The organism is Pseudomonas sp. GW821-FHT01A09, from assembly GCF_058986725.1.
This window is the reverse complement of record NZ_JBYSWB010000020.1, coordinates 34,033-56,005: the sequence shown is the minus strand read 5'-3', so window position 1 is coordinate 56,005 and position 21,973 is coordinate 34,033. Positions and strand designations below refer to the sequence as shown.

At 62.7% G+C, this 21,973-nt stretch carries 17 protein-coding genes; 7 read left to right on the top strand and 10 right to left on the bottom strand.

Annotation, left to right across the window (positions count from 1 at the left end; all coding sequences use genetic code 11):
• Positions 1-20: 20 nt before the first annotated feature.
• From phaC (AC3WJP_RS20705) to AC3WJP_RS20665, 9 genes are all read right to left on the bottom strand, one after another.
• Positions 21-1,703 (bottom strand): class II poly(R)-hydroxyalkanoic acid synthase, encoded by a 1,683-nt coding sequence (gene phaC, locus AC3WJP_RS20705; protein ID WP_493723461.1) that lies wholly within the window; start codon positions 1,701-1,703, stop codon positions 21-23.
• Positions 1,704-1,840: 137 nt separating this feature from the next.
• Entirely contained in the window at positions 1,841-2,686 is an 846-nt protein-coding gene (gene phaZ / locus AC3WJP_RS20700; protein WP_493723462.1) for a poly(3-hydroxyalkanoate) depolymerase, read from the bottom strand.
• A 52-nt stretch (positions 2,687-2,738) separates the two neighbouring features.
• On the bottom strand, positions 2,739-4,418 hold the full coding sequence (gene phaC / locus AC3WJP_RS20695; protein ID WP_493723463.1) for a class II poly(R)-hydroxyalkanoic acid synthase: 1,680 nt from the start codon (positions 4,416-4,418) through the stop codon (positions 2,739-2,741).
• Positions 4,419-4,647: 229 nt separating this feature from the next.
• The gene (locus AC3WJP_RS20690; protein WP_493723464.1) at positions 4,648-5,025 is read right to left on the bottom strand and encodes a gamma-butyrobetaine hydroxylase family protein; all 378 of its coding nucleotides are present in this window, start codon (positions 5,023-5,025) and stop codon (positions 4,648-4,650) included.
• Positions 5,026-5,159: 134 nt separating this feature from the next.
• Complete coding sequence (hslU, locus tag AC3WJP_RS20685) at positions 5,160-6,494, bottom strand: ATP-dependent protease ATPase subunit HslU (RefSeq protein ID WP_493723465.1); 1,335 nt, start codon at positions 6,492-6,494, stop codon at positions 5,160-5,162.
• Between the two features lie 69 nt (positions 6,495-6,563).
• Entirely contained in the window at positions 6,564-7,094 is a 531-nt protein-coding gene (hslV, locus tag AC3WJP_RS20680; RefSeq protein WP_226504190.1) for an ATP-dependent protease subunit HslV, read from the bottom strand.
• 212 nt (positions 7,095-7,306) lie between these two features.
• A complete protein-coding gene (locus AC3WJP_RS20675) occupies positions 7,307-7,993 on the bottom strand; it encodes an SPOR domain-containing protein (RefSeq protein WP_493723466.1) in 687 nt (228 codons plus the stop codon).
• Position 7,994: 1 nt separating this feature from the next.
• Complete coding sequence (gene argS, locus AC3WJP_RS20670) at positions 7,995-9,731, bottom strand: arginine--tRNA ligase (RefSeq protein ID WP_493723467.1); 1,737 nt, start codon at positions 9,729-9,731, stop codon at positions 7,995-7,997.
• 219 nt (positions 9,732-9,950) lie between these two features.
• On the bottom strand, positions 9,951-12,170 hold the full coding sequence (locus tag AC3WJP_RS20665; protein ID WP_493723468.1) for a primosomal protein N': 2,220 nt from the start codon (positions 12,168-12,170) through the stop codon (positions 9,951-9,953).
• 255 nt (positions 12,171-12,425) lie between these two features.
• Here AC3WJP_RS20665 and rpmE point away from each other — a divergent pair, with 255 nt between their 5' ends.
• On the top strand, positions 12,426-12,647 hold the full coding sequence (gene rpmE / locus AC3WJP_RS20660; protein ID WP_493723469.1) for a 50S ribosomal protein L31: 222 nt from the start codon (positions 12,426-12,428) through the stop codon (positions 12,645-12,647).
• 325 nt (positions 12,648-12,972) lie between these two features.
• A complete protein-coding gene (locus tag AC3WJP_RS20655; protein ID WP_493723470.1) occupies positions 12,973-14,241 on the top strand; it encodes a malic enzyme-like NAD(P)-binding protein in 1,269 nt (422 codons plus the stop codon).
• Positions 14,242-14,397: 156 nt separating this feature from the next.
• Here the strand turns inward: AC3WJP_RS20655 and AC3WJP_RS20650 are convergent, their stop codons facing one another.
• Complete coding sequence (locus AC3WJP_RS20650; RefSeq protein ID WP_493723496.1) at positions 14,398-16,872, bottom strand: penicillin-binding protein 1A; 2,475 nt, start codon at positions 16,870-16,872, stop codon at positions 14,398-14,400.
• A 185-nt stretch (positions 16,873-17,057) separates the two neighbouring features.
• Here AC3WJP_RS20650 and AC3WJP_RS20645 point away from each other — a divergent pair, with 185 nt between their 5' ends.
• From AC3WJP_RS20645 to AC3WJP_RS20625, 5 genes are read left to right on the top strand one after another with little or no spacing between them, the layout of a single operon-like run.
• Positions 17,058-18,122: a pilus assembly protein PilM gene (locus tag AC3WJP_RS20645; protein ID WP_493723471.1), complete on the top strand. Its 1,065-nt coding sequence runs from the start codon at positions 17,058-17,060 to the stop codon at positions 18,120-18,122.
• A complete protein-coding gene (locus AC3WJP_RS20640; protein ID WP_493723472.1) occupies positions 18,122-18,691 on the top strand; it encodes a PilN domain-containing protein in 570 nt (189 codons plus the stop codon). The genes AC3WJP_RS20645 and AC3WJP_RS20640 overlap by 1 nt, the downstream gene beginning before the upstream one ends.
• The gene (gene pilO / locus AC3WJP_RS20635; RefSeq protein ID WP_493723473.1) at positions 18,688-19,311 is read left to right on the top strand and encodes a type 4a pilus biogenesis protein PilO; all 624 of its coding nucleotides are present in this window, start codon (positions 18,688-18,690) and stop codon (positions 19,309-19,311) included. Before AC3WJP_RS20640 ends, pilO begins: the two co-directional genes overlap by 4 nt.
• Positions 19,308-19,835, top strand: a complete 528-nt coding sequence (pilP, locus tag AC3WJP_RS20630) for a type 4a pilus biogenesis lipoprotein PilP (protein WP_493723474.1) — start codon at positions 19,308-19,310, stop codon at positions 19,833-19,835. Before pilO ends, pilP begins: the two co-directional genes overlap by 4 nt.
• A gap of 36 nt (positions 19,836-19,871) precedes the next feature.
• Positions 19,872-21,971: a type IV pilus secretin PilQ gene (locus AC3WJP_RS20625; protein ID WP_493723475.1), complete on the top strand. Its 2,100-nt coding sequence runs from the start codon at positions 19,872-19,874 to the stop codon at positions 21,969-21,971.
• The last annotated feature ends 2 nt before the right edge of the window (positions 21,972-21,973 follow it).

Below are 21,973 nucleotides of genomic sequence, written 5' to 3'. Positions count from 1 at the left end.
TTCCCACACCATGCACCGCTTCATTCAGCCAACACATAAGTGCCCGGTGCCGGATCCTTGGGCGGATGCGCCTCGTTGCCCAGGGTCATCTGCGTTTCGCGCAGGGCCCCGGAGCGCTCCTGCACCCAGGCCAGCCACTGCGGCCACCAGCTGCCCTCCACTTGCTTGGCATCGTAATACCAGGCGCGCGGATCGCCGCTCAACCGGCCATTTTCGACAAAGTTCGCCTTGGGGTTGCCCGGTGGATTGAGGATGCTCTGGATATGCCCGCTGTTGGCCAGCACGAAGCGGCGCTCGCCACCCAGCAGCAGGCTGGAGCGATACACCGAGTCCCACGGCGTAATGTGATCGTTGATGCCGGCCACGCTGAAGCTGTCGACATTTACCTTCTGCAAGTCTATCGGCGTACCGCACACCTCCAGCCCGCCCGGCCGCGTCAGCGGGTTGTGCTTGAAGAAGTCCAGCAGGTCGCCATGCAAGGCCGCCGGCAGACGGGTGTTGTCGTTGTTCCAGAACAGCACGTCGAAGGCCGGTGGCTCCTTGCCCAGCAAGTAGTTGTTGACCCAGTAGTTCCAGATCAGATCATTGGGCCGCATCCAGGCGAACACCCGCGCCAGCTCGCTGCCTTCCAGCACGCCCTGCTGATAGGAGCGGCGCTTGGCCGCCTCCAGCGTCTGCTCGTTGACGAACAGCGAGGCAGGGCTGTCGATCTGACTGTCCAGCAGGCTCACCAGGTAGGTCGCGCTCGATATCCGCGCCAGCTGCCGCTTGGCCTGCAAATGACCCTGCAGCGCGGCGATGCTCAAGCCGCCCGAGCAGGCCCCGACCAGATTGACCTCACGGCTGGCGGTGATCGCGCGGCAGGCGTTGAGTGCTTCCTCCAGCGCCTGCACATAGCTGGACAGCCCCCATTCGCGGTGGCGGCCGTCAGGGTTGCGCCAACTGACGACGAAGGTCTGCAGATTGTTCTTCAGCGCGTACTGCACGAAGCTGTTGGCGGGCGACAGGTCGAAGATATAGAACTTGTTGATCTGCGGCGGCACGATCAGCAGCGGCCGGCGGTACTGCTTCTCGCTCATGGGGCGGTACTGGATCAGCTCCAGCATGTCGTTGCGAAACACCACGGCGCCGGGGGTGGTGGCCACGGTCTTGCCGACCTCGAAGGCCTGCTTGCCGATCTGGCTGGGCAGGCCATGGTTGTGGCGCAGGTCATCGAGCAGGTGATTGAGGCCCTTGACCAGACTGGCGCCGCCGGAATTGAAGAGCTCCTTGAGGGCCAGCGGATTGAGCAGCGAGTTAGTGGGTGACAGGGCGTCGTTGAGCAGGGCGAAGACGAAGTGTGCGCGGGCGCGGTCGTCTTCGGACAACTGGCTGTTGTCGATCCACTGCCGGGTTTCGCTCTGCCAGGCCAGATAAGCCTGCAGGCCGCGGCGGTAGAAGGGGTTGAGCGCCCAGGTCGGGTCGGCGAAACGCTGGTCGCCGGGGTTGGGCGCGTGCAGGGTTTCGCCCAGGAGCACACGGCCCAGTTGGCTGCCCAGATTGAGCGCGTGCCTGGCGCTATGGATGGGATGTTTGAGGCTGTGGCGGGCGACGCTGCGCAGGGTCGAAACGAGGTCGCGCCCGCCCAGTCCGCTGATCACGCTCTGGGCGTTGATGAAGGCCGCGGTCGTGGACACCGTAGGCGGGGCACTCTTGTTCTTCATGGCGCTACACTCCTGTATTTGCGGCGTATTCCCCGTAGTGAGGGGGCTTGCCCCCGAAATGCCTGTCAGCCACATCGATGCTGCTGATCTATCGTCATCGGGGGCAAGCCCCCTCGCTACACGGGCAGAGTCGTGCGTTAAATCGGTGGCCGAGGATGAACCACTGCGCGTTGGCGCTCCTCCTCGAGAAATTTCATGATGATCGGCGCCACGGTGCCGGCACGGGTGACGAGGAACAAATGGCCGTCATCGATAATATGCAGTTGCGCGTTGGGAATGCGCCACGCCAGCAGGCGCATGTTGATCAGCGGGATCAACGGATCGTCGTCGCCGGCCAGTATCAGCGTCGGCTGGTGGATCTTGTGCAGCCAGTGCACGCTGGTCCAGCCCAGCCCGGCGAACAGCTGCCAGTAGTAACCGAGCTTGCCTGACGAACGCACCTTGCTGGCATGGGACATCGCCAGGGTGGCGTCGCGCCGAAAACTGCCGCCGTAGATTTCCGGGGCGATACGCACCACGTGGGACGGCTGGAGATAGCGCCGCGGGCTGGCCATCAACCACAGCACCCGTGGCTTGCCGGGTACCATCACCGCACCGGCCGAGGTGGCCGCCAGCACCAGCTTCTTGCAGCGCTCGGGGTAATCGTGGGCGAACTGCTGGGCCAGCGCCCCGCCCCATGACACGCCGATGACGTTGACCTGGCCATAGTCGAGGTAGTCGAGCATGCGCGCGGTGAGCTGCGCCAGGCCCGGGAACCGATAGGGCCGGCCGGGTGTGGAGGAGCCGCCGACCCCGGGCACGTCGAAGGCGATCACCTCGAGGTCCGGATCCAGCGCGGCGACGAACGGAAACACCAGCTCCAGGTTCGCGCCGATGCCATTGAAGATCAGCAGCGGCGTCATGTGCGGGCTGCCAGGACGTACCGCCGTGCGAATGGCCTGGCCATCGAGATCCACGGTACGAAATATGTACGGTTGCGGCATGCACTCGATCCTTTGCAAGCAATGGTGGGGCGGCAGCGGCGATCGCAGTCAGTCAGCGTTCATGCACGTAGGTCCCGGGCGCTGCCTCGCCAGCAGCGAATGCCTTGCTGCCGAGTTCCGAGGGCGCCTTCTTGAGCTTGCCGGAGTGTTTACCCAGCCAGTCTGCCCAGTGTAGCCACCATGAGTCAGTGTGCTTGACGGCGTTGTCCTGCCAGTCACTCGGCGAGGGGGTGGCTTGATCGTTGGTCATGAAGCGGGCCTTGGGGTTGCCCGGTGGGTTGAGAATGCTCTGGATATGGCCGCTGCTCGACAGCACGAACTCGATCTTGCCGCCGAACAACTGCGCCGAACGAAAGCACGAGTGCCACGGGGTGATGTGATCGGCGGTGCCGGCGACGCTGAAGATGTCGCAGGTCACCTGCTTGAGATCGATCGGCGTGCCGCACACCTCCAGGGCCCCAGCACGGGTCAGGGGGTTGTTCTTGAACATCTCGATCAAATCGCCATGAAAGGCGGCGGGCAGGCGCGTGGTGTCGTTGTTCCAGAACAGGATGTCGAACACCGGAGGCTCGTTGCCCAGCAGGTAATTGTTGACCCAGTAATTCCAGATCAGATCGTTGGGGCGCATCCAGGCGAACACCTTGGCCATGTCGCGGCCTTCGAGCACGCCGGACTGATAGGAGTGACGCTTGGCGGCCTCCAGGGTCTGCTCGTCGACGAACAGCGCCACTTGGGTGTCGAGTGTGGTGTCGAGCACACTCACCAGCAAGGTCAGGGAATGCACCTTCTGCTGCTTGAGCGCCGCATAGTGACCCACCAGTGCGGTGCAGGTGATGCCGCCGGAGCAGGCGCCGAGCATGTTGATGTCCTTGCTGCCGGAAATCGCCGTGATCACGTCCACGGCTTCCTTGAGCGCATCTATATAGGTCGACAGGCCCCATTCGCGCTGGGCCTTGGTGGGGTTGCGCCAGCTGATGATGAAGGTCGGCACGTTGTTGCGCAGGCAGAAGCGCACCAGGCTCTTGTCGGGGCTGAGGTCGAACACATAGAACTTGTTGATCTGCGGCGGCACGATGAGCATCGGCCGTTCATGGTTCTGCTCGGTGATGGGGGCGTACTGGATCAGCTCCAGCACGTCGTTGCGAAACACCACCGAGCCTTCGCTGGTGGCGAGGTTCTTGCCGACTTCGAAGGCGTCCATGTTGACCTGGCTGGGCATGCCGCCGTTCTTCACCAGATCCTTGGCCAGGTGCGAGAGGCCGTCGAGCAGGCTCTTGCCGCCGGTTTCGAAGAAGCGCTTCACGGCCGCGGGGTTGGCGGCGCCGTTGGTCGGGGCCATGGCTTCGGTCATCAGGTTGATGACGAAGTGGCCGCGGCTGATGTCCTGCGCCGAGAGTTCGCTGCCGTCCAGCCAGCTGTGCAGTTCCTTGCGCCAGGCCAGGTAGGTCTGCAGGTAGCGGCGGTACAGGGGGTTCTGGCTCCAGGCCGGATCGACGAAGCGGCGGTCGTCGCTCTCGGGTTGCAAGGTCGAGGACCCGAGCAGGACGTTTTTCAATTCCACGCCGAAGTGCGCTACGTGGCGGGCGCTCAGCAGCGGTTGGCGCAAGGCCAGGCGCAGGACCATTCGCGCGGAGGTCAGCAGGTCCTTGCGGCGCAGGCCGATCACGGGGTTCAAGCCAAGGGTGTTCTGCGAAGCTTGCTGCTTGATGTCATCGGTGTTCTTGCTGCTCATCCACGACGCTCCATTGTCCAGAGGCGTGCGGCCGTGAGGCTTTTGAAGAGGCCGCCGCGCTCGGGTAACCAGTGATCGCTCCAGCATTCAAAGTGAAGCACTTAGCTTGCCAGTTGCCAGTGGTTACGCGAGTTGGCGCCAATGCGCAAGAAAGCCTATCCCTGCCAGTTGGCAAGGCATTCGAGCAAATAGATTTGGAAAAAGAACTCTAGAAAACCGCCGCGAAGGCCTAGAGCATCAGTTTGACCACCGATTGCGCCGGGTCGCGGGTCTTGCCGGCGGCGCGCAGTTCGTCCAGATAGTCGTTCCACAGCGCTTCCTGACGAACGGCGAGCTGGTACAGGTATTCCCAGGTGAACAAGCCGCTGTCGTGGCCGTCATCGAAGGTCAATTTGAGTGCGTATTGCCCGGCGGGCTCGATCTTGGTGAGGCCGACGCCAAGTTTGCCGAACTGCAGAATGGGCTTGCCATGGCCTTGCACTTCAGCCGAGGGCGAATGCACCCGCAGGAATTCGGCGGGCAGGGTGTAGGACTCGCCGGGGCCGTATTGCAGGGTCAGGGTCTTGGAGGCTTTGTGCAGGTTGATGGCGGTGGGGAGGTTGGTCATGGCAGAGCACCCGAATTAGACGTAGACCGGTGTAGCGAGGGGGCTTGCCCCCGATCACGGTAGATCAGCTACATCGTTGTGGCTGAACAATCGCAATCGGGGGCAAGCCCCCTCGCTACATGGACGCGCGGTGGTTACAGGATATACCGCGACAGATCTTCGTTCTGCGCCAGCTCGCCCAGGTGGCTGTTGACGTACTCGGCATCGATGCGGATCGGCGTATCGCTGTGGGCGCTGGCCAGGTCGCCGGCGCTGAACGAGACTTCCTCCAGCAGGCGTTCGAGCAACGTGTGCAGGCGACGGGCACCGATGTTCTCGGTCTTCTCGTTGACCTGCCAGGCGATCTCCGCCAGGCGCTTGATGCCTTCCGGGGCGAACTCGATGTGCAGGCCTTCGGTCTTCAGCAAGGCTACGTACTGTTCGGTAAGGGAGGCGTGAGGCTCGCTGAGGATGCGCTCGAAGTCTTCCGGGCTCAGGGCCTTGAGTTCGACGCGGATCGGCAGCCGGCCTTGCAGCTCGGGCACCAGGTCGCTCGGCTTGCTCAGGTGAAACGCGCCCGAGGCGATGAAGAGGATATGGTCGGTCTTGACCATGCCCAGCTTGGTGTTCACCGTGCAGCCTTCGATCAGCGGCAGCAAGTCACGCTGCACGCCTTCACGGGACACATCGGCGCCGCCGACGTTGCCGCGCTTGGCGACCTTGTCGATCTCGTCGATGAACACGATGCCGTGCTGCTCGACGGCTTCGAGGGCCGCGGCCTTGAGCTCTTCCTCGTTGACCAGGCGCCCGGCCTCTTCCTCGCGCACCAGCTTGAGCGCTTCCTTGACCTTGAGCTTGCGGCTCTTGCGCTTGCCCTTGCCCATGTTGGCGAACAGGCTCTGCAGCTGATTGGTCATCTCTTCCATGCCCGGCGGCGCGGAAATATCGACACCGGCCATCTCTGCCACTTCGATCTCGATTTCCTTGTCGTCCAGTTGGCCTTCGCGCAGGCGTTTGCGGAACAGCTGGCGGGTGTTGGAATCGCCAGTCGGGGCTTCTTCGCTGAAGCTGCCACGGGCTTGTGGCAGCAGCGCGTCGAGGATGCGCTCTTCGGCGGCGTCTTCGGCGCGGTGGCGGACCTTGACGATCTCCTGCTCGCGCAGCAGCTTGAGGGCCGCATCGGCCAGATCACGGATGATCGACTCGACATCGCGGCCGACATAGCCGACTTCGGTGAACTTGGTCGCTTCGACCTTGATGAACGGCGCGTTGGCCAACTTGGCCAGGCGTCGGGCGATTTCGGTCTTGCCGACGCCGGTAGGGCCGATCATCAGGATGTTCTTGGGGGTCACTTCGACGCGCAGCTCTTCAGGCAGCTGCATGCGCCGCCAGCGGTTGCGCAGGGCGATGGCGACGGCGCGCTTGGCATCGTCCTGGCCGATGATATGGCGGTTGAGTTCGTGGACGATTTCGCGGGGGGTCATGGACATGGTGGCTGTCGGCCTCGGCAAGGTTCAGTGCGCTTGATTCTTGTGGGAGCGGGCATCAAGCACTACTGATCACTCGGCGAGATCCTGCTCCTCGATGGTCAGGTTATGGTTGGTGAACACGCAGATGTCGCCAGCGATGCCGAGGGCGGTTTCGGCGATTTCCCGTGCACCCAGGTCGGTTTTCATCAGCAGCGCACGGGCGGCGGCCTGGGCGTAGGCGCCGCCGGAGCCCATGGCGATCAGGCCGTCTTCAGGTTCGACGACGTCGCCGTTGCCGGTGATGATCAGCGAGGCATCCTTGTTGGCCACGGCCAGCATGGCTTCGAGGCGGCTCAGCGAGCGATCGGTACGCCATTCCTTGGCCAGTTCGACCGCAGCGCGCACGAGGTGCCCCTGGTGTTTTTCAAGCTGGCTCTCGAAGCGCTCGAACAGGGTGAAGGCATCGGCGGTGGCGCCGGCAAAACCGGCGATGACCTGACCGTGGTACAGGCGACGCACTTTTTTGGCGTTGCCTTTCATCACGGTATTACCGAGGGAAACCTGGCCGTCGCCGCCCATGACGACTTTGCCGTGACGGCGGACTGAAACGATGGTGGTCAAGGGGGAGTCTCCACGCAGCGGGGCGAAAATGCCCTGATGGAAACTCATATGGGGGTGTGGGAGGGGATTTCAAGCTTTGGATGTTGCAGCCGTTCCACCTGTAGCGAGGGGGCTTGCCCCCGATGGCGGTGTATCAGCGGCATTTATTTCGCTGATATCGCTTTCGGGGGTAAGCCCCCCCGCTACAGGTCAAATGTGTTCCTGCCAGACTGTTACTGCCGCGTCTGACGCTGTTGCAGCAGCAGATTGTTGAAGCCGCTGCCCGCCAGTTGCTTTTGCGCGGTGGTGAGCTGCTCGCGGTTGCTGAACGGCCCGACCAGCACGCGGTACCAGGTGTCGTCCTTGACCGTGCCGGACTCGACGTTCACGCCCTGGCCCAGCAGCAGGATCTGCGCGCGCACCTTGTCGGCGTCGCTCTTGTTGCGGAACGAGCCGGCCTGCAGGAAGAACTGCGTGGTCGCTGCCGGCTTGACGATCGCCGGCGCGGGCGGTGGGGTCTGCCCGCTCAAGGCCGCCTGGGCGCGGGCGGTGTCGATCTTCGCCGCTTCGGCCGGAGTGACCGGCGGTTGCGCCGGCACCGGCGGGGTTTTCTCCGGCACGGCATCGGGCGGCACGATGACCTCCGATTCGGGCAGCAAGGTATAGAAGTCGTACTTGGGCTTGACCGGCACCTGCGGGCTGGGCGGCGTCTTGTTGGCCTCAGCGATTTTCGCCGCCTTGGCTTCTTCGCGGCTGCGTTTGACGTCTTCCTTGCCGGGCTCCAGCTTCATCAGGAACACGATGAACGCGCCCACGGTGAGACCGATGGCCATCCATAGCCATCCGGGGATGGGCTTTTTCGCTGGAGCGGAATTGCGGCTGGCGCCACGCTTGGGAGCAGGTTTTTTCTTGGCGGCCAACTTACATTCGCTCCAGTGTATCCAGACCCAGCAGTTGCAGGCCTTGTTTCAGGGTGCGACCGGCCAGGGCGGCCAGCAGCAGACGGCTGTTCTGTTGTTCCGGGCTGTCGGCAGCCAGGATCGGGCAGTTCTCGTAGAAGCTGGAGAACAGCCCGGCGATGTCGTACAGGTACGCGCACAGCACATGGGGCGTGCCCTTTTCCGCGACGTTGTTCAGCACTTCGCCGAACTGTGCCAAGCGGGCAGCCAGTTCCTGCTCATGCGGCGCGTCGAGGCTGATCTGCCCGCTGACTTCGTCGAAGCCCTTGCCCAGCTTGCGGAATACGCCCGCGACCCGGGTGTAGGCATACAGCAGGTACGGCGCGGTGTTGCCTTCGAAGTTGAGCATCTGGTCGAAGTTGAAGCTGTAATCGCTGGTGCGATGTTTGGACAGGTCGGCGTATTTCACCGCGCCGATGCCCACCACCTTGGCGATGGCGCGCAGGTCGGCTTCGGCTGCTTCGGGGTTCTTTTCCTTCACCAGCGCATAGGCGCGCTCCTGGGCTTCGGTCAGCAGGTCGATCAGCTTCACGGTGCCGCCGTCGCGGGTCTTGAATGGGCGGCCATCGGCGCCGTTCATGGTGCCAAAGCCCATATGTTCCATGTGCATGGGGTGCGGGACGAAACCGGCACGGCGCGCCACTTCGAACACTTGCTGGAAGTGCAGGGCCTGGCGCTGGTCGACGAAATAAAGCGCGCGGTCGGCTTTCAGCACGCCACTGCGGTAGCGCACGGCGGCAAGGTCAGTGGTGGCATAAAGATAGCCGCCGTCGGCCTTGACGATGATCACCGGCAACGGCTCGCCGTCGGCAGTCTTGAATTCTTCGAGGAAGACGCACTGCGCGCCGTTGCTCTCGACCAGCAGGCCCTTGGCCTTGAGGTCGTTGACCACATTGATCAGATCGTCGTTGTAGGCGCTTTCGCCCATGACGTCAGCCATGGTCAAGTTGACGTTGAGCAGTTCGTAGATTTCCTGGCAATGGGACAGGGAAATCTCGCGGAAGCGGCCCCACAGCTCCAGGCATTCGGCATCGCCGGCCTGCAGCTTGACCACCAGGCTGCGGGCGCGATCGGCAAACTCTGCGGACTCGTCGAAGCGCTTCTTGGCGGCGCGGTAGAAGTTCTCCAGGTCCGACAGCTCGTTGCTGGTGATCGGGTTTTCCTGCAGGTAGGCCATCAACATGCCGAACTGGGTGCCCCAGTCGCCGACGTGGTTCTGACGGATCACCGTGTCGCCGAGGAATTCGAGAACGTTGGCCACGCCGTCACCGATGATGGTGGAACGCAGGTGGCCGACGTGCATTTCCTTGGCCAGGTTGGGCGCGGACAGGTCGACCACCACGCGCTGGGCGGCGCCCGGCTTGCTGACGCCCAGCTTGGGGTCGGCCAGGGCGGCGTCGAGGCGGCCGGCCAGGGCCTGGGTGTTCTGGAAGAAGTTGAGGAAGCCCGGGCCGGCGATTTCGGCCTTGCTGATCTGCGGATCGGTGGGCAGCGCCTGGATGATCTTTTCCGCCAGGTCGCGGGGCTTCATGCCGGCCGGTTTGGCCAGCATCATGGCGATGTTGCTGGCGAAGTCGCCGTGGGTCTTGTCGCGCGCGTTCTCCACCTGGATCGCCGGCGTCAGCCCTTCAGGCAAGACACCTTCTTTGACGAGATGGGTCAGGGCTTGTTGGATCAGCTGGCGGATGGTGTCTTTCATGATTCTCTCAATCGACCGCGGCGCGGTCGCGCCCAAAGAGCGCAGGTGGAAAAATCGGGCATTATCCGTTGCCGGGGCGAGCTTGCCAACCTCTGGCTGCCAATTGCAAACGTATCCCTGTAGCGAGGGGGCTTGCCCCCGATTGGCCTTGCCTGACACTCAGACGGGTGTCAGATATGGCCTATCGGGGGCAAGCCCCCTCGCTACAGTGGTGATCGGTCAGTAAAGGTCCACCGGATCCACATCCAGCGACCAGCGCACCTGACGCCCGCTGGGCATCTGTTCCAGCTGCAGCATCCAGGCGTTGAGCAGGCGATGCAGTTGCGCGCGGGCGCTGGCCTGCACCAGCAACTGCGCGCGGAAACGTCCGGCACGGCGCTCCATGGGCGCAGGCACCGGCCCCAGCAGCTCGACGCTGTGCGGGCCCATCTGCGCGAGCAACTGTTCAGCGGCGCTGCAGGCTTCATCGAGGAAGCTTTCGGCCTGGCCCGGCTTGTGCGCCTCGGCCCGCAGCAGTGCCAGGTGCGAGAAGGGTGGCAGGCCGGCGGCGCGGCGTTCGCTGATGGCCTGCTCGGCAAAGGCGAAGTAGCCCTGCTCGGTCAATTGCACCAATAAAGGATGTTCGGCCAGGTGCGTCTGGATGATCACCTTGCCCGGCTCCTCGGCCCGCCCGGCGCGCCCGGCCACCTGCACGATCAGTTGGGCCATGCGCTCGCTGGCACGGAAATCCCCGGAGAACAGGCCGCCGTCGGCATCGAGGATCGCGACCAGGGTTACCCGAGGGAAATGATGCCCCTTGGCGAGCATCTGCGTACCGACCAGGATGCACGGTTGACCGCGCTGGATGGTGGCGAACAGCTGGTTCATGGCGTCCTTGCGCGAGGTGCTGTCACGGTCGACGCGCAATACCGGGTAATCCGGGAACAGCGTGATCAGGCGCTCCTCGGCGCGCTCGGTGCCGGCGCCGACCGGGCGCAGGTCCTTGGTCCCGCATTTCGGGCACTGGCGCGGCACCCGTTCGACGTGCCCGCAATGGTGGCAGCGCAATTCGCCGGAGCGCTGATGCACCGTGGTGCGGGCGTCACAGCGCGGGCATTCGGACAGCCAGCCGCAATCGTGGCACAGCAGGGTCGGCGCGAAGCCGCGGCGGTTGAGGAACACCAGCACCTGCTGGCCGTGCGCCAGTGTCTGGCCGATGGCCTGCTGCATGGGGCCGCTGATGCCGCTGTCCAGCGGTCGACTCTTGACGTCCAGGCGCATGAACTTCGGTTGCTGGGCGCCGCCGGCGCGGTGTTCCAGGCGCAGCAGGCCGTAGCGTCCGGTATAGGCGTTGTGCAGGCTTTCGAGCGATGGCGTGGCCGAGCCCAGAAGGATGGGGATGTTCTCCTGGCGCGCGCGTACCAGCGCCAGATCGCGGGCGTGATAGCGCAGGCCTTCCTGCTGTTTATAGGAGCCGTCGTGTTCTTCGTCGATGATGATCAGGCCCGGGTTCTTCATCGGCGTGAACAGCGCCGAGCGGGTGCCGATGATGATATCGGCCTCGCCGTCGCGGGCGGCCAGCCAGGCGTCCAGGCGTTCACGGTCGTTGACGGCCGAATGCAGCAAGGCGATGCGGGCGTTGAAGCGTTGCTCGAAGCGCGCCAGAGTCTGCGGTCCGAGGTTGATTTCCGGGATCAGCACCAGCGCTTGCTTGCCGGCCTCCAGGGTCTCGCGGATCAGTTGCAGGTAGACCTCGGTCTTGCCGCTGCCAGTCACGCCGGCCAGCAGAAAGGCATGGAAGCTGTCGAAACCGGCGCGCACGGCTTCGAAGGCGGCGCGTTGCTCGCTGTTGAGCGGCAGTTCCGGTTGCGCCAGCCAGCGGTCGTGGCGCTCCACCGGCGCGTGGCGGCGCACTTCGACGGTGACCAGCGCCTTGGCCAGCAGCAGGTCGAGGCTGTCCTTGCTCAGTTGCAGCTTGCTCAGCAGTTGATGGGCGACGCCATGGGGGTGCTGGGCCAGGGTGGTCAGGGCTTCGCGCTGCTTGGGCGCGCGGGCGACACGCGGATCGTCGAGACGCGCGCCGGGGGCGATCTGCCAGAAGCGTTCCTGACGGGTTTCGGCGGCTTCACCCTGACGCAGCAACACCGGCAGGGCCCAGTTGAGGGTGTCGCCAAGGCCATGTTGATAGTACTGGGCAGTCCACAGACACAGCTTGAACATGGCCTCGGGGATGGGGCTGACTGGGTCGAGCAGGGCGCTGGCGGGGCGCAGTTTGTCCAGCGGCACGTCGGTGTGGTCGCTGATCTCGACCAGCACGCCGATCATTTCCCGGCGCCCGAACGGCACCCGCAGGCGCATGCCGGGTTGCAGCTGGGCGGTATCGACCCCGGCCGGTGCGCGATAGTCGAACAGGCGTCGCAGCGGCGAGGGCAGGGCGAGGCGCAGGATGACGTCGGACACGCGCAGGGTTCTCATTGAAAATGTAGCGAGGGGGGCTTGCCTTCGATTGCGGTGGGTCAGTGCATTTGCGGTAGCTGACGTTTTTCGGGGGCAAGCCCCTCGCTACGGGGCATGGTGCGCGCAGCCTAGCAGACGACCACCGGTAAGCGCGACAACTTGCGTCCCGGGCAATGTCTGGTAATATGCCCGACCTAATTGCGTGCGGTATTCAACAATAGTGTTGAGTGGCGGCATGCCTAGCCCGAGGAAGTAGCCATGAAAGCTGATATTCATCCAGCGTACGAAGCCGTTGACGCCACCTGCTCCTGCGGTAACGTCATCAAGACCCGCTCCACTCTGTGCAAGCCACTGAGCCTGGACGTCTGCTCCGAGTGCCACCCGTTCTACACCGGCAAGCAAAAAGTGCTGGACGTAGGCGGCCGTGTCGATCGCTTCAAGCAGCGTTTTGCTGGTTTCGGCGCTCCAAAAGCCAAATAAGGCTTTTGGCGCTGGCAAGCCCTCAAGGCTTGCCAGGCTGAAAAAAAGGCGTCCTCCGGGACGCCTTTTTTTATCCCCAACACTTCTCCAAAAGCCCACTCCATCCTGTAGCGAGGGGGCTTGCCCCCGAAAAACTTTGTGCCATCCCACTCCCCGCCACCCGTCGCAATCGGGGGCTAGCCGCCTTGCTACCAAGGTGTTGGTTACGTCTAAGGTCTTAGTCAGAGGACCTTGACACTAAGTGACCGACCAGTCTTGTCGGGCCATTCCTTCGCGCGTATCCTCGGCGGTCCGTCAAGATCAACAGCAAAAGCGGAACGCCACCATGTCAGATTTGAAAACTGCCGCTCTCGAATACCACGCCAATCCACGTCCAGGCAAACTGAGCGTCGAACTCACCAAAGCCACTGCTACCGCTCGCGACCTGTCGCTGGCATACAGCCCTGGTGTAGCCGAGCCTGTACGTGAAATCGCGCGTGATCCTGAGCTGGCCTACAAATACACCGGCAAGGGCAACCTGGTCGCGGTGATCTCCGATGGCACCGCGATCCTCGGCCTGGGCAACCTCGGCCCACTGGCCTCCAAGCCGGTCATGGAAGGCAAGGGCGTTCTGTTCAAGCGTTTCGCTGGCATCGACGTATTCGACATCGAAGTGGATTCCGAAAGCCCGCAAGCTTTCATCGACACCGTCAAGCGCATCTCCATCACATTTGGCGGCATCAACCTCGAGGACATCAAGGCACCTGAGTGCTTCGAGATCGAGCGCGCCCTGATCGAACAGTGCGACATCCCGGTATTCCACGATGACCAGCACGGCACGGCGATCGTGACCGCTGCCGGCATGATCAACGCACTGGAAATCGCTGGCAAAACCCTCGAAGAGGCGAAGATCGTCTGCCTGGGTGCCGGCGCCGCCGCTATTTCCTGCATGAAGCTGCTGGTGAGCATGGGTGCGCGCATCGAGAACATCTTCATGATCGACCGCAGCGGCGTGATCCACTCCGGCCGTGACGATCTGAACCAGTACAAGGCCGTGTTCGCTCACGCCACCGACAAGCGCACCTTGGCTGACGCTCTGCAAGGCGCTGATGTGTTCGTCGGTCTGTCCGGTCCGAACCTGCTGAGCGCTGAAGGCCTGAAGTCCATGGCGGCCAACCCGATCGTGTTCGCCTGCTCGAACCCGGATCCGGAAATCTCGCCAGAGCTGGCCCACGCCACCCGTGATGACGTGATCATGGCCACCGGCCGTTCGGACTACCCGAACCAGGTCAACAACGTGCTGGGCTTCCCGTTCATCTTCCGTGGTGCGCTGGACGTTCGCGCCAAGCGCATCAACGAGGAAATGAAAGTCGCCGCCGCCAACGCCCTGCGCGAACTGGCCAAGCTGCCGGTGCCTCAGGAAGTGTGCGACGCCTATGGCGGCATCAAGTTGGAATTCGGTCGTGACTACATCATCCCGAAACCCATGGATGCGCGTCTGATTACGCTGATCTCCGACGCTGTGGCCAAGGCCGCGATCGAGACTGGTGTCGCGACCCTGCCGTATCCGAAAAACTACCCGCTCAAGAGCGTGGATGACGTGTTCAACGGTTAAGCCGTTGTAGCGTTCCAGCGAAAAGCCCCGGCTCGCGAGAGTCGGGGCTTTTTGTTGTCTGGCGGTGTGCTGTCGGGCCTCTTCGCGAGCAAGCTCTGCTCCCACAGGCAGGAGCAAGGCTTGCCCGCGAATAGGCCGGCATGCCTTGCACGGATCTTAAAACAGATCGATCGGCGCTGACTCGTCGGCCGGCAGCGGGCTGCCTGGAGCCTGGCCGTTGCCCAGCTCGCTGTTCGATGGCGGGCTGTCTTCGCTCTTGAACAGTTCGAAGTAGGCATCCGGGGTGCCGGGGCTCGCGGCGCGGCCGCTGACCGGATCGACCCGCAGGCTGACGATGCCTTCAGGCTCAGGCTGCGTGTGCGCCGGTTTGCCCTTGAGCGCCGCACTCATGTAGTCCATCCAGATCGGCAATGCCACGGTACCGCCAAACTCGCGACGGCCCAGGGTTTCCGGCTGGTCGAAGCCGGTCCACACGGTGGTCATGTAGTCGCCGTTGTAGCCGGAGAACCAGGCGTCCTTGGAGTCGTTGGTGGTACCGGTCTTGCCGGCGATGTCGGGACGGTTCATCGACAGCGCACGCCGACCGGTACCGCGCTTGATCACGTCCTCGAGCATGCTGGTGAGGATGTACGTGGTACGACCGTCGATGATCCGTGGGGCGATGATCGGTGCGGTGGGTGCAGCCGGCACCGCGGGGGCCAAGGTCGCCGGGCTGGTATCGCTGGTGATCAGCTTGGTGGCGGCCGGGTCCGGAGCCGGGATAGCGTTGGCGTCGGCCAGTTCCGGGTCGGCCTGGCCTTCATCGGGAGGAACGGTAGCCGGGTTGGCGGTGAACAGCACATCGCCGGTACGGCTTTCGACCTGCTGGATCAGGTACGGGGACACCTTGAAGCCGCCGTTGGCAAAACTGCTCCAGCCGGTGGCGATCTCCATCGGCGTCAAGGTCGCGGTACCCAAGGCGAGCGACAGGTTGTGCGGCAGGTCCTGCTTGTTGAAGCCGAAGCGGGTGATGTAGTTGATCGCGTTCTCGACCCCCAGGCTCTGCAGAACGCGGATCGATACCAGGTTGCGGGACTTGTACAAGGCTTCACGCAGGCGGATAGGGCCGAGGAAGGTGTTGGTGTCGTTTTTCGGCCGCCATACCTTGTCGACCGATTCGTCGACGAACACGATCGGCGCGTCGTTGACCAGGGTTGCCGGCGTATAACCGCTATCGAGCGCCGCGCTGTAGATGAACGGTTTGAAGCTCGAACCCGGCTGGCGCTTGGCCTGCATCGCACGGTTGTAATTGCTTTGCTCGAACGCGAAGCCGCCGACCAAGGCGCGGATGGCGCCGTTATGCGGATCCAGGGATACCAGTGCGCTTTGGATGGTCGGTACTTGCGAGAACTTCAAGCTGCCGTTTTCTTGACGCAACACCCGCACCAGATCGCCTACCTGCGCAACGTCCGACGGTTGGCTCGGTTCGCGCCCTACGCTGTTGGTATTCAGGAACGGGCGGGCCCATTTCATGGTGTCCCAGCTCACGTGCTCGTCTTTGCCTTCGCGAGTCAGGACAGTGATGCCGGTCTTGTCGACCTGGGTGACGATCGCCGGATCCAGCGAGTTCAGCGTCCGTTGCTTGCCCAGTTCGGTCAGCCAGGCGTCGCGGGTCTTGCCGGGCAGGCGCGATTCCGGACCGCGGTAGCCGTGGCGCTTGTCGTAGTCGATCAAGCCGTCACGTACCGCGCCGTTGGCGGAGTCCTGAAGGTCGCTCGGCACCGTGGTGGTAACCCGGAAACCCTCGGTGTAGGCGTCTGCGCCATAGCGGCCGACCATTTCGGCACGGGCCATTTCGGCGATGTAAGGGGCGTTCACTTCTGGAGTCGGGACGTGATAGCTGGCGTTGATCGGCTCTGCCAAGGCGGTCTGGTAGCTGGCTTCGTCGATCTTGCCCAGCTTGTACATACGCCCCAGGATCCAGTCGCGGCGCTCTTTGGCGCGCACCGGGTTGGCCAGCGGATTGAAGCGCGACGGCGCCTTCGGCAAGCCGGCGATCATCGCCATCTGCGCCAGACTTACGTCGCGGATCGATTTGCCGTAATACACCTGCGCAGCGGCCTCGATGCCGTAGGCGCGGTTGCCGAGGTAGATTTTGTTGACGTAGAGCTCGAGAATTTCGTCTTTGGTCAGTTGGCGCTCAATTTGCAAGGCGAGAAGAATCTCGTTGCTTTTGCGCGAGAAGCTACGCTCGCTGCTGAGGAAGTAGTTTTTCGCTACCTGCATGGTGATGGTACTGCCGCCGGTCTGAATGTGACCGGTGCGCAACAGCTGCCCGGCCGCACGGACCAGGCCGCTGGGATCGACGCCGTAGTGGTTTTCGAAGTTGTCGTCTTCGGCAGACAGCAGGGCCTGGATGAACTGCGGAGGAATGTCCGAGAACTTGATGGGAGAGCGGCGCATTTCGCCGAATTCCGCGATCAGTTTGCCGTCGCTGCTGTAGACGCGCAGCGGTATTTGCAATTGGACACTTTTCAGCATCTCGACGGACGGCAGGCCGGGGCTAAGATAGAGGTAGGCGCCGCTCAAGCCGAGCGCAAGCCCGCAGAACACACCGAGGAAAGACCAGCATAAAAACTTCAGCAGGCGTATCAAGGCTTTTGGATTTCCAGATAAAAGAATGAGTTAAGCGCAAACGGGTAAAAACGGGCAAAAAGCGCTGCGCATTATAAGCATTTTTCGACACCAAGCGTCATTTGCGCTTCTGTCAAGACTGCTATTAAATGCTTCGAATCCACAATGGTCCGTAAGTCACGGATAGTACTAGGGAAACGGTTGTGCTAGGACTCTTCAGCAAGAAAGCTAGTTCGCTTCTGGGGATCGATATCAGCTCCACCTCGGTCAAGCTTCTGGAACTGAGTCGCTCGGGCGGCCGGTACCGGGTCGAGGCGTATGCCGTTGAACCCTTGCCGGCGAACGCTGTGGTGGAAAAGAACATCGCCGAGCTCGAAGGGGTCGGTCAGGCCTTGTCACGCGTGCTGGTCAAGGCGCGCACCGGTACCAAGGGCGTCGCCGTGGCTGTCGCGGGCTCGGCGGTCATCACCAAGACCATCGAGATGGACGCCGGGCTGTCCGACGACGAGATGGAAAACCAGCTCAAGGTCGAGGCCGACCAGTACATTCCCTATCCCCTCGAAGAAGTTGCGATCGATTTCGAAGTGCAGGGCTATTCGGTGCGCAATCCCGAGCGCGTCGAGGTGCTGCTGGCCGCCTGCCGCAAAGAGAACGTCGAGGTTCGCGAGGCGGCGCTGGCGCTGGCGGGCCTGAGTGCCAAGGTGATCGACGTCGAAGCCTACGCGCTGGAGCGTGCCTATGGTCTGCTGGCGCCGCAGCTTGGCCAGGACGATGCTTCGCTGACCGTGGCGGTGATGGACATCGGCGCGACCATGACCACCCTCAGCGTGCTGCACAACGGCCGCATCATCTATACCCGCGAGCAGCTGTTCGGCGGCCGCCAGTTGACCGAGGAAATCCAGCGCCGCTACGGCCTGACCGTCGAAGAGGCGGGGCTGGCCAAGAAGCAGGGCGGCCTGCCGGACGACTACGTCGCCGAAGTGCTGCAGCCGTTCAAGGATGCCGTGGTGCAGCAGGTATCGCGTTCGCTGCAGTTCTTTTTCGCCGCGGGCCAGTTCAACGACGTCGACTACATCATGCTCGCTGGGGGGACTTCTTCGATCGCCGGTCTCGACCAACTGATCCAGCAGCGTCTGGGCACGCCGACCCTGGTTGCCAATCCGTTCGCCGACATGGCTCTGAGCAGCAAGGTCAACGCCGGAGCACTGGCCAGTGACGCGCCTGCGTTGATGATCGCCTGTGGCCTGGCGCTGAGGAGCTTTGACTGATGGCACAGATCAACCTCCTGCCCTGGCGCGAGCAGCTTCGCGAAGAGCGAAAAAAGCGTTTCCTGACGATACTGGCTGTGGTCGTGGTAGCCGCGATCGGCATCATCCTGCTCGCGGCTCAGTATTACAGCGGCGCTATCAGCGCCCAGACCGCCCGCGACGAATTCCTGAAAAAGGAAATCACCGTGCTCGATGCCCGCATCGCGCAGATCAGCGAGCTGCAGAATCGACGCAAGCAGCTGATCGCGCGGATGAAGACCATCCAGGACCTGCAAGGCAATCGGCCGATCATCGGCCGGGTGTTCGATCAACTGGCCCGTACCTTGCCCGATGGCGTGTATTTCACCGAGGTAAAGATGGGCGGGCAGACCATCGCCATTACCGGCTCTGCGGAATCGAACAACAAGGTTTCCGAACTGATGCGCAATCTGGACGGCTCGCCATGGCTCGGCAGCGCGGCGCTCACCGAGGTCAAGGCCAAGGCGGCCGGCGACCCTGATCAGAACAACGTCTTCCAGCTGACGGTGCAGCAGATCCATCCCGCCACCGAGGGGGACAACATCAAATGAATACCCCTCAGTGGATCGAAAACCTGCGCAAGGTCGAACTCAGCGAGCTCGACATCAACAACATCGGCTCCTGGCCGGTGGCGATCAAGGCCATCATCGCGTCCCTGCTGATGATCCTGTTGCTGGGACTGGGGTACAACTTCTACATCCTCGACATGGAAAACCAGCTCGAAGCCAAGGTGGCCGAGGAGGAGACCCTCAAGCAGCAATACAGCGCCAAGGCCTTCAAGGCGGCTAATCTGGAGGCCTATATCCAGCAGATGAAGGAAATGGAAACCTCTTTCGGCGCCATGCTGCGCCAGCTGCCCAGCGACACTGAAGTGCCCGGCCTGCTCGAAGACATCACTCGCACCGGCCTGGGCTCTGGGCTGGAATTCGAAGAAATCAAATTGTTGCCGGAAGTCACCCAGCAGTTTTACATCGAGTTGCCGATACAGATCACGGTTACCGGCAACTATCACGACCTGGCGACCTTCGTCAGCGGCGTCGCCAGCCTGCCGCGGATCGTTACCTTGCATGACTTCGACGTCAAGCCGGCTACCGAGGGCGATACCTCGCAGTTGCGCATGAGTATCCTGGCCAAGACTTACCGCTACAACGACCGGGGGCTGGATAAATGAGGGTGTTGTCCGGGCTGTGCCTGGTGCTCTTTACCTTGCTGTTGGCCGGATGCGACGGTTCCGGCGATTTCGCCGACCTCAAGGCCTTCATGGCGGACGTCAAAGCCAAGCCGCAGGGCAGTATCGAGCCTATCCCGCGGTTCGCGCCTTACCAGGCGTTCGCCTATGAAGCGTCGGCGTTGCGCAGCCCTTTCCAGCCGCCGGTCAAGATCGATCTGGTGCATCGGGAAAAGGGCTCCAAGCTGCTCAAGCCGGACCCTAATCGGGTCAAGCAGTTTCTTGAAGGCTTCAATATCGAGCAGTTCGAGATGGTGGGGACGTTGTCCAACGACAGCGGTTCGTTCGCCTTGATTTCCGGTGCCGGTGGGGTGCATCGCGTCAAGGTCGGCGACTATCTGGGCCGCAACGACGGAAAGATTGTTTCCATCAGTGATTCGCAGATCGACGTGGTCGAGATCGTGCCTGATGGAGAGGGAGGGTGGCTCGAGCGGCCACGTAGCATTTCCCTTAAAGAACGCTCGTAAATGGGCCTGGTCAAGCAAGCACAGTGGAACTCGATAATGAATAGGTTTTTTTCCGCGCTGGGCGTTTCGCTATGGATGGCAGTGTGCGCGCCCGCGCTGATGGCGGCGACCCTGAAGACCCTCGACGTCGCGGCGCTGCCAGGTGATCGTATCGAGCTCAAGTTGGGCTTCGATGCCCCTGTGCCCGCGCCTCGGGGTTACACCACCGATCAGCCGGCGCGCATCGCCCTGGATCTGCCTGGCGTGACCAACCAGGTGGCCAGCCGCAGCCGCGACCTGGGGGTGGGTAACGCCCGCAGCCTGGTGGTAGTCGAAACCAAGGACCGCACCCGCATTATCGTCAACCTCACCAATTTGGCGCCGTACAGCACCCGGGTCGAGGGCAATGACCTGTTCGTGCTGATCGGCCAGGGTGCGGCGGCGTTGCAGGGCAAGCAGGGGGCTTCCGCGCCGCTGGCTCCGCCTCCGGTAAGCCGCAACGCCGCGGTCACGGCGGCTGCTCCGTCGCGGCCTTTCGTGCCGGCCGGTGGCGGCAGGGCCATTCGCAACGTCGATTTCCAGCGCGGCGAGCTGGGTGAGGGCAATGTGGTCATCGACCTCAGCGACCCGACCATCAGCCCCGACATCCAGGAGCAAGGCGGCAAGATCGTCGTCAGCTTCGCCAAGACCGCCCTGCCTGACCCGCTGCGCGTGCGTCTGGACGTGAAGGACTTCGCCACGCCGGTGCAATTCGTCAATTCCTCGCTGGCAGGCGACAAGGCGCAGATCGCCATCGAGCCGAGCGGCGCCTATGAATACTCCACCTACCAGACCGACAACCGCCTGACCATCAGCGTGCGGCCGTTGACCAACGACGACCAGCAGCGCCGCAACGCCGAGCGTTTCGTCTATAGCGGCAAGAAGCTGTCGCTGAACTTCCAGGACATCGATGTGCGCTCGGTGCTCCAGCTGATTGCCGACTTCACCGACCTCAACCTGGTGGCCAGCGACACGGTGCAGGGCGGTATCACCCTGCGCCTGCAGAACGTGCCATGGGATCAGGCGCTGGACCTGGTGCTCAAGACCAAGGGGCTGGACAAGCGCAAGGTGGGCAACGTGCTGCTGGTGGCGCCGGCCGACGAGATCGCCGCTCGCGAGCGTCAGGAGCTCGAATCCCAGCGTCAGCTGCAGGAACTGGCGCCGTTGCGTCGTGACCTGATCCAGGTCAACTACGCCAAGGCCTCCGACATCGCCAAGCTGTTCCAGTCGGTCACCGGCAGCAAGGACAAATCCGAGACCGCCCGTGGCTCGATCACGGTGGATGATCGCACCAACAGCATCATTGCCTACCAGACCCAGGAGAGTCTCGACGAGCTGCGCCGTATCGTCGCCCAGTTGGACATCCCGGTGCGTCAGGTGATGATCGAGGCGCGTATCGTCGAAGCCACGGTCAACTACGACAAGTCCCTGGGTGTGACCTGGGGTGGTCAATCGACCAAAGGCAAGGCGACTATTTATGGCGGCCAGTCGGCGACATCGTCGACCACCACGGCCGGTACCTCTACGCCGTTCGTCGACCTGGGTGCGACCAATGCCACCTCTGGCATCGGCATCGGCTTCCTGACCAACAACACCTTGCTCGACCTGGAGCTGAGCGCGATGGAAGCCACCGGCAACGGTGAGATCGTTTCCCAGCCCAAGGTCGTGACTTCCGACAAGGAGACCGCGAAGATCCTCAAGGGTACCGAGGTACCGTACCAGGAGGCCAGCTCCAGCGGCGCCACCACGGTATCGTTCAAGGAGGCGTCGCTGTCGCTGGAGGTCACGCCGCAGATCACCCCGGACAACCGCATCATCATGGACGTCAAGGTCACCAAGGATGAGCCGGACTACCTCAACGAGGTGCTGGGTGTTCCGCCGATCAAGAAAAACGCCGTCAACGCCAAGGTGCTGGTCAACGATGGCGAGACCATCGTGATCGGTGGGGTATTCTCCAATACGCAAAGTAAAACCACAGCGAAGGTGCCATTTTTGGGCGATGTGCCGTATCTTGGCCGCTTTTTCCGCTCGGACACCGTGTCGGAAGCAAAATCGGAGCTGCTGGTATTCCTGACTCCGCGTATCATGAATAACCAGGCGATTGCCGTGAGTCATTGATT